This window comes from Acinetobacter sp. YH12116, from assembly GCF_013418895.1.
Taxonomy (GTDB): domain Bacteria; phylum Pseudomonadota; class Gammaproteobacteria; order Pseudomonadales; family Moraxellaceae; genus Acinetobacter; species Acinetobacter indicus.
The window spans coordinates 1-7,703 of the sequence record NZ_VPBE01000050.1; the positions used below are offsets into that span (position 1 = coordinate 1).

Below are 7,703 nucleotides of genomic sequence, written 5' to 3' on the forward strand. Positions count from 1 at the left end.
TAAATCAGAATGTTTCTATGGTGAGGAATTTAATTCAGTTGAAGAGTTGGAACAGACCGTGAAAGAATATATTCATTATTACAACCATGAACGAATCAAGGTTAAATTAAAAGGACTGAGTCCTGTAGAATACAGAACTCAGTCCTTAAAAGCTGCTTAATCAAACTGTCCAACTTATTGGGGTCAGATCATGATGCGGCTTTTTTAATTTCTGAATTGTTATATTTTATGAGGCTTCCTGGTAAATTCTGCCGCCAGGTAACTGACAAAAATACTGTTTTAAAGCATCCAGACAACGATGCACTTTCATTGGCTGCTGCTCACGTTTTGGCGTAATCGCATACAATGTAAAGGTCGGCAATTTCCATTCAGGTAATACTTCGACCAAAGAACCGTTAATTAAATCTTTTTGTACATCTAGATATAAAAGTCTCGCGATTCCGTGCCCTTGTAAACATAATGATTTGGCAATCAGAACATTATTTGTGGTGAGGCGAGAGCTCATGTCCAGTCCGACCACTTCACCCGTACTGGCGTGATGAAATGAAAAACTGGCATAATTTTTCATCAAATTTACTGGAATCAGGTCATGATTTTTTAAATCTTCAGGACGTGACACCGGTGTGGTCTGGTTCAGATAACTTGGTGATGCCACCAGAACCTGCTCAACGCGCGCCAGTGGCACTACATTCAGCTGACTATCTTCAATTTTTGAACTCATGCGCAAAGCAATATCAATCCGACCTTCAATCAGGTCAATAAACTGATTGTCCGCTTCGACATGTATGGCCAAGCCACGATGGGCTGACATCCAGTGCGACAATGCCGGAATGACATGATTCGCACCCAGTTCCGGGGTGGTTGCGATACGCAAATCACCTACCAGGTCATCGCGTAATTCATTAATGCGTATTTTACCACGCTCCGCAGCGGCGAGCATTTCCTGACAGCTGTGGAAAAAAGCTTGTCCAGCTTCAGTCAAACTCAGTTTTCGGGTGGAACGGTGTAACAGCGTTACTTCCATTTCATTTTCCAAAGAACGAATTTGCTGACTTACAGCACTTGTGGTGATACCGAGTTCACGCGCAGCGCCACTAAACGAGCTTTTTTCAACAACACAAGCAAATACACCCATTGCTCGAAGTTGATCTAACATAAATTTCCCTCTGAACTTATGAGATGCTCCTACCTTTGATAAAAGCAACTCATTGTATTATACGGTGAAATTTACGTTTTGCACTTAAAAAAATTAATTTATTGGTAAAACATTAGTCGGGTTGATCGGCTTGCCATCAAGGCGGACCTGGAATTCCAGCATGGTGCGGGTGGTGCCCGATGAGCCCATTTCGGCAATTTTCTGCCCCGCTGCTACATTTTGTCCACTATTCACGTTAAGTTTACTGTTGTGTGCATAAGCGGTGATATAGCCATTAATATGCTTAATTAACACCAGGTTACCGTATTCTTTCAGGCCATCTGCAGCATACACCACCTGCCCGTCTGCAGCTGCAAAGACCGGATCACCAACATTGCCGCCATAACGAATCCCTTTCACATTCGACGCTAAATTGAAGTTTTCAATTACTGCACCATTGGATGGTTTCACCCAGCGTAAAGAACCTACGGTAGAACTCACTGTCGGCGCCGGAGTAGTGGTTCGTGGTGTGGTTGTGGTCGTCGTGGTCACCGGTGCGGTCGGTGCTGGCGTAGTTTTTGGAATAGCAATGGTCTGACGCTGGATTGGTGCTGGCTGCGTTACCGGACGCGTCGTGGTGGTACGCGGTGCACTGCCACTTTTCAGACGAATCGACTGGCCCACATAAATCCGGTATGGCGCGGCAATATCGTTCATTTCCGCAATACTGAGATAACTTAAACCATAACGTGCTGCAATGCCGCTTAAAGTATCACCTGAGCGTACAGTATAGAAATTTGGCGCAGCCGCATAACGTGCAGAATTATGTACTTGAGGTTTAGACGCACAGCCACTGATGATGAGCGTAGAAATAACGGCTGTAGATACAAATAAAGTTTTCAACAATGTTGTCGGTGCTGCAAATAAACGACCGTGTGACACCAAAGGCATTAATCTTCCTCTCTACATCTTAAATGTAATTATTGAACTGCGCTAAGATTAACAAAAAAGCACCGAAAAAGAGTTTCAGACGGTACTTTTTCACAAAGTTATAACATTCTTTACAGGGCTGGACTCAAGCTGTCATGCAGATGCCCCAGAATATCGTAATTGGTCGCATCCATCTGAATTGGGGTGATGCTGACATAGCCATTGGCCACAGCAAAGAAATCCGACTGGATTTCACCCACATCTTTACGCGGGTCTGCAACGGCTTCTCCGGCCAGTCCAATCCAGTACACCTGGCGACCGCGCGGATCGACATGGCTGGTAATCGGTTTAGATTGACTGCGACGGCCCTGATAGGTAATTTTTGCGCCTTTTAATTCCGCCACATCTGGAATATTAATATTCAAAATGTGGCGTGGCGGCAAGGTTGGCAAGCCGTTGGCAATAAAATCATGCACCCACTGCGCGGCAACTGCATAATCGGCCGGATGCTGATAAGCTCGGACATTAGGGCCAGCCAGTGATACAGCTATAGCCGGCTGCGTCATTAAACGCCCTTCAAAAGCAGCACCAACGGTACCTGAATACAGCACATCATCCCCCAGATTGGCGCCGCTGTTAATCCCACTCACCACCAGATCAAATTCAAAATCAAACAGGCCATTCATAGATAAATAGACGCAGTCTGCCGGAGTGCCATTCACTGCCCAGATATCTTTGGCAATCGGAATTGGACGTAAAGGACGATCTAAGGTTAAAGCACTGGAAAACCCGCTACGCTCGCTTTCTGGCGCGACAATTACCACACGGCCCAAAGGTTTTAATGCGTGTGCAAGCGCCTGGATCCCTGGCGCAAAAACGCCATCATCATTGGCAATTAAGATATTCACAAATTTACTCTTCAAATTAAATAAATGACCGGTCAGCACATTTCATTGAAATATAATGAGAAGTATATATATTTAGTGTCGAACTTCCATCAATAAAAAGTGTGTATAACATGATTCGTCGCTTATCTGTACGTCGTTTACTGGGGCTTGGTTTTGCGGTAATTCTCTCTCAAGCGGTCAATGCTGAAGGCTTGACGGTAGAAGAAGCCAATACCATTGTGAAAGAAGACATTGCTGCCGCTCAGGTGATGGCTGAGGTTTGTCCGGCCATTATTGGCAAAAACGCCAAACTGGATAGCAATATTCAGGCTTTAATTGAAACTTACCTGGCAGACTTAAAAGGTCAGACTTTAAGCTACAGCGCACTGCAGGCCGATGCAGAATATAAAAACATTCTGATTGAAGCACGTGATGCTGCTAAAGAAACCACGGCAGATGAACAGAAAACTGTTTGTCAGGATGCTGCTGCAATCGAACTTTAGGTTTGTACTGACGCACCATCTTCACATCAAGAGTAATCAGCATAGGTTGATTGCTCTTTTTTTATTGCATTTCTGATTTGGCTTTTTAATTTTGAGTGTGTGTCAGCCTACTCAGATACACTTCTTTTCTTTTCATTCTGTCAAAAATCATTAAGCTTATGGGCATGTGGTATTTTTAAGTTTTAGGTCTATTTTTTTATGTACACTTCCCAATTAAAAACGAAATCTTTGCAACTTCTGGCTGGTATCGCCATTACTTTGGGTTTGGGGCAAACCGCACTGGCACAGAATGAAAATATTGAAGTCACACCACTTCAAAAAGTCACCCAGCAGGAACTGGCAGCCATTTATGTATTATCTGAAGTGTGCCCAGCGTTAATTCAGGACAAAGACCAGACTAAATTTAATCAGGGCTATGCCAAACTGGCCAAAGAATATATGCCGGCAGAAAAAGATCCGGTTGCAGCTTTACAAGCCCTAAGCAAGCAAAAAAGTTTTAAGCCGATGCTGGTTGAAGCACAGGCCGATGCCAAAAAAGCGGGAAGCCAGAAAAATAAGGCCATTTGCCAGGAATTGACCGCGTACAGCAAATAAAACTATTTGGTTACAATACTTTTTCCGATGAGCCGATTTCTCCCATAGAAGTCAGCCTAGCTTTGTCCTAAAATGCTAGGCTCTTCGTGCTTACATCAAGATATAGGAACCCACTAGAAATGACCCAAAAAACTGCCCTTGCTGCATTATTATTAGTTCCTAGTTTTAGCTTTGCAGCAACTGTCCTATCTGCACCACCAGAATTGAATAATAAATCCTACGTGCTAATGGACTACGAGACAGGGCAACTTCTCGCTTCAAAAAATGAAAATGAAAAATTAGCCCCTGCTTCAATGACCAAGATGATGACCAGCTACATCATCGAACAAAAACTATTGAGCGGTGAACTCACTGAAGATGAACAAGTGCGCATGAACGAGTCAGCATGGTGTCGCGGCAGTAGCGCGGAATCATGTATGTATGTTCCGCTGAATGGCACTGCAACTGTACTTGAAATGCTGCGTGGAATTATTGTTCAGTCGGGTAATGATGCCTCTAAAGCCATGGCGGAACACATTGCCGGCAATGAAGGCACCTTCGCACACATGATGAACGAAGAAGCCAAAAAAATTGGCATGACCAATACCCAGTTTATTAACTCGACCGGTATGCCAGCAGACGGCCATTATTCAACAGCCAAAGATATGGCAACCTTGGCCCAGCACATCATTAAAGACAGTTCTAAATATTATCCGATTTATTCAGAAAAAGAATTTACCTTTAATGGCATCCGTCAAGGCAACCGTAATGCCCTGCTCTATACAGACCCAAGTGTTGATGGTTTAAAAACCGGTCATACCAATGAAGCCGGCTACTGTTTAACGACTTCTGCAAAACGTGGCCCAACGCGTCTGATTTCTGTGATTTTTGGTGCGCCAACCATGCAGGAACGTGCGACACAAACACGTGAATTGCTGGCTTGGGGTTATGCCAACTTTGAAACCAAAAATGTACAGCCTGCAAATCAGGTCCTGGCCAAATCTAAAGTCTGGTTTGGTCAGTCGGATGAAGTACAAATTGGTCTGGCTGAAAACTTTAATGTGACCATGCCTAAAGGCAAAGCCAATGAAATTAAAACGCAATTGGTGGTTCAGCCGAAATTGACTGCGCCGCTACAAAAAGGCCAGGTCATTGGTAAATATGTCGCAAGCTTAGATGGTAAAGTAATTGCTGAAAAACCACTGGTGGCTTTAAACGCAGTTGAAGAAGCTGGCTTCTTCTCGCGCCTCATTGACCATATCAAGCAGTTCTTTAGCAACCTGTTCTAAGTTTACAGCACGACTTTAGACTTAAGTGAAGGCACTCATTCAGCGAATGGGTGCTTTTTCTTTTATACTATTGTCTTGATCATTCCACTTTTACGAGCAGATCACTATGAGTCAGAACATTCGTCCTTATTTAGATACCCATCCACAGATTGATGATTCCTGTTATATCGACCCGATGGGCGTGGTCATTGGTGATGTGGTTCTCGGCGAAAATGTCTCGGTTTGGCCGTTTGCCGTAATTCGCGGGGATGTGAATTCTATTCGTATTGGTAAAAACTCCAATGTGCAAGATCATTCAATGTTGCATGTCAGCCATAAAAAAGCCGACAAGCCAAATGGTTCACCTTTGATTATTGGTGAAGATGTAACGATTGGTCATCATGTGAAGTTGCATGGTTGTACTATTGGGAACCGCGTTTTGGTGGGTATTGGCACGATTATTTTGGATGACGTTGTTGTTGAAGATGATGTGATGATTGGTGCAGGCTCACTTGTTCCACCAAACAAAGTTTTGGAAAGTGGCTATTTGTATATGGGTAGTCCTGTTAAAAAAGTACGTCCGCTAACCGATAAAGAAAAAGCGTTTTTGCCGTATTCAGCGCAGAATTATGTGAAGGTTTCGTGGAATTATAAGTAAAATTGGATTTCGCATAAGAGATTTTATGTTAAATAAGAGTGTTAAGTTGATCCTCTTATAAATTCATTAAAAATAATTTATTATTTAAATTCATTATTTTATGTAAAAATAAAAGTATTAAACTTTAAATAAATGAGTTGAGAAAATAATGAGTATCACCCCAAGAGGTATGAGTATACAAGAAGGTTATCGGTTGTATAGAGATAATAAGTTGATAGTGAATAGAAAGTATCAGCGGAAATTAGTATGGACATTAAACGAAAAACAACACTTAATTGATAGTATTGTTAAAGATTATCCTATTCCCTTAATTTTATTGGCCGAGATTAATGAGGATGGAAATACATTCTATGAAATAATTGATGGTATGCAACGTTTAAATGCTATCTTTAATTTCATTGAAAATGAATATTCTATAGATGATCAATATTTTGATATTGATCAGTTCTCTAGAGCTAAATTAGCGCAAAGTGAAGGCTTATTTAGTTTTGATACTAATTCTAAAAAGTTACCATCCTCGATATGTGCAGATATATTGGACTATCAATTAGCCGTAACTATTTTCCCTGTAGTAAATGGAACCACTGTCACTGATATTTTTGGTCGTATCAATTCTGGTGGGCGCCAGTTAAGCGCTCAAGATAAACGACAAGCAGGAATGATTGATGACTTTTCAATGTTAGTTAGAAAACTTTCATCTGAGATTCGAGGGGATGATTCTAATGATCAGTTACCTTTATCTAAAATGCCTGAAATCAGCATAGATTCAAATAGAGCAGATTTAGGATACGCTCTTAAAGCAGATGAAATATTTTGGTGTAAACAGGGAATTTTATGGGCTAAACAGTTGAGAGATAGTGAAGATGAGGAGATGGTCGTTGATATATGTGCATCCTTGTTGTTGCAAGAGCCTATAGCAAGAAGCAAAGAGCTTTTTGATAAGATATATAATGAAAGTGATGACTTATATTTAACTATTAGGCGTAACCTACATACTTACGGTATAGAAAAGCTAGCCACAGAAGTAAAAGTTACGCTCTCTGTTTTAAAGGAGGTTATTGATGAATATGATCCTTCTCCTAACGCATTAAGAACGGTAGTTAATCCTAGTAGAAATCCAATTAAAATGTCTTTTTATGCTATTTTCATGGCATTTTACAGATTGGTTATCGAGGAAGAAAAAACACCAGATAATTATGCTGGAATCATGAATGCACTGAAAGATTTACAAAAACAAATGATCTCTTCTGCCAATTATGCGACAACAGAAGACAGAATTAAAAATATTGATAAAACAGTCGGCTTAATTCAACGATTTTTTGTTAAGAAAGAGCCTCCTCTACTTAACCATGGAGCTGGCTTAGCATTAGATGTTGAAAATTCACTTAGACGTTCTAGATTAGAAACTTCTCGCTATGAATGTAAACAGGGAATTCTGAATGTAGATCATATTAGAAAAATCAATATTAAAGTTCTCGAAAAGTTAGTAAATACTATATGTGGGATGGCCAATATTGGACCTGATACAAGTGGCTATTTCTTTATTGGTGTTGCTGATACCTTAGAGGACGCTGAAAAAATTGCTCAGGTGTATGGAATAAAATATGAGCAAATTGGACACAGGGCGAATTCAAACATGAGGTGCGACAGTTTCAAAAGCCTTATGATAATCAACAAGCTGAGCAAACTTCTCTAATGGTGTAAGCCAATCTAACGCTTTTCTAGGACGAGTATTCAGTGACATGGCAA

At 41.2% G+C, this 7,703-nt stretch carries 8 protein-coding genes and 2 pseudogenes; 6 read left to right on the plus strand and 4 right to left on the minus strand.

What is annotated here, in order from left to right; genetic code table 11:
- Positions 1 to 160, plus strand: a 160-nt coding sequence (locus FTU54_RS14660) for an IS3 family transposase (RefSeq protein ID WP_158650443.1), incomplete at its 5' end; no start/stop codon positions are given.
- A 66-nt stretch (positions 161 to 226) separates the two neighbouring features.
- On the opposite strand, the gene FTU54_RS14665 is transcribed toward FTU54_RS14660, so the two are convergent.
- The 3 genes from FTU54_RS14665 to surE form a co-directional block, all read right to left on the minus strand.
- On the minus strand, positions 227 to 1,156 hold the full coding sequence (locus tag FTU54_RS14665) for a LysR family transcriptional regulator (RefSeq protein ID WP_005176807.1): 930 nt from the start codon (positions 1,154 to 1,156) through the stop codon (positions 227 to 229).
- Positions 1,157 to 1,249: 93 nt separating this feature from the next.
- Positions 1,250 to 2,086: a peptidoglycan DD-metalloendopeptidase family protein gene (locus tag FTU54_RS14670; protein ID WP_016658404.1), complete on the minus strand. Its 837-nt coding sequence runs from the start codon at positions 2,084 to 2,086 to the stop codon at positions 1,250 to 1,252.
- 110 nt (positions 2,087 to 2,196) lie between these two features.
- Positions 2,197 to 2,973, minus strand: a complete 777-nt coding sequence (surE, locus tag FTU54_RS14675; protein WP_160243396.1) for a 5'/3'-nucleotidase SurE — start codon at positions 2,971 to 2,973, stop codon at positions 2,197 to 2,199.
- A 110-nt stretch (positions 2,974 to 3,083) separates the two neighbouring features.
- Between surE and FTU54_RS14680 the strand changes: the two genes are divergently transcribed.
- The 5 genes and pseudogenes from FTU54_RS14680 to FTU54_RS15345 all read left to right on the plus strand — a co-directional run.
- Positions 3,084 to 3,455: an MCR_0457 family protein gene (locus FTU54_RS14680; protein WP_005176804.1), complete on the plus strand. Its 372-nt coding sequence runs from the start codon at positions 3,084 to 3,086 to the stop codon at positions 3,453 to 3,455.
- A 198-nt stretch (positions 3,456 to 3,653) separates the two neighbouring features.
- Positions 3,654 to 4,049 carry an MCR_0457 family protein gene (locus FTU54_RS14685; RefSeq protein ID WP_016658407.1) on the plus strand — a complete coding sequence of 132 codons (396 nt, stop codon included), beginning with the start codon at positions 3,654 to 3,656 and terminating at the stop codon, positions 4,047 to 4,049.
- A 119-nt stretch (positions 4,050 to 4,168) separates the two neighbouring features.
- The gene (dacC, locus tag FTU54_RS14690; RefSeq protein WP_160241460.1) at positions 4,169 to 5,317 is read left to right on the plus strand and encodes a D-alanyl-D-alanine carboxypeptidase PBP5/6; all 1,149 of its coding nucleotides are present in this window, start codon (positions 4,169 to 4,171) and stop codon (positions 5,315 to 5,317) included.
- A gap of 106 nt (positions 5,318 to 5,423) precedes the next feature.
- On the plus strand, positions 5,424 to 5,954 hold the full coding sequence (locus FTU54_RS14695; RefSeq protein WP_168400300.1) for a gamma carbonic anhydrase family protein: 531 nt from the start codon (positions 5,424 to 5,426) through the stop codon (positions 5,952 to 5,954).
- A 169-nt stretch (positions 5,955 to 6,123) separates the two neighbouring features.
- Positions 6,124 to 6,597 (plus strand): annotated as a pseudogene (locus FTU54_RS15345) (DUF262 domain-containing protein); the annotation flags it as partial.
- 987 nt (positions 6,598 to 7,584) lie between these two features.
- Here FTU54_RS15345 and FTU54_RS15210 read toward each other — a convergent pair.
- A pseudogene (locus FTU54_RS15210) lies at positions 7,585 to 7,703 on the minus strand (IS30 family transposase); the annotation flags it as partial.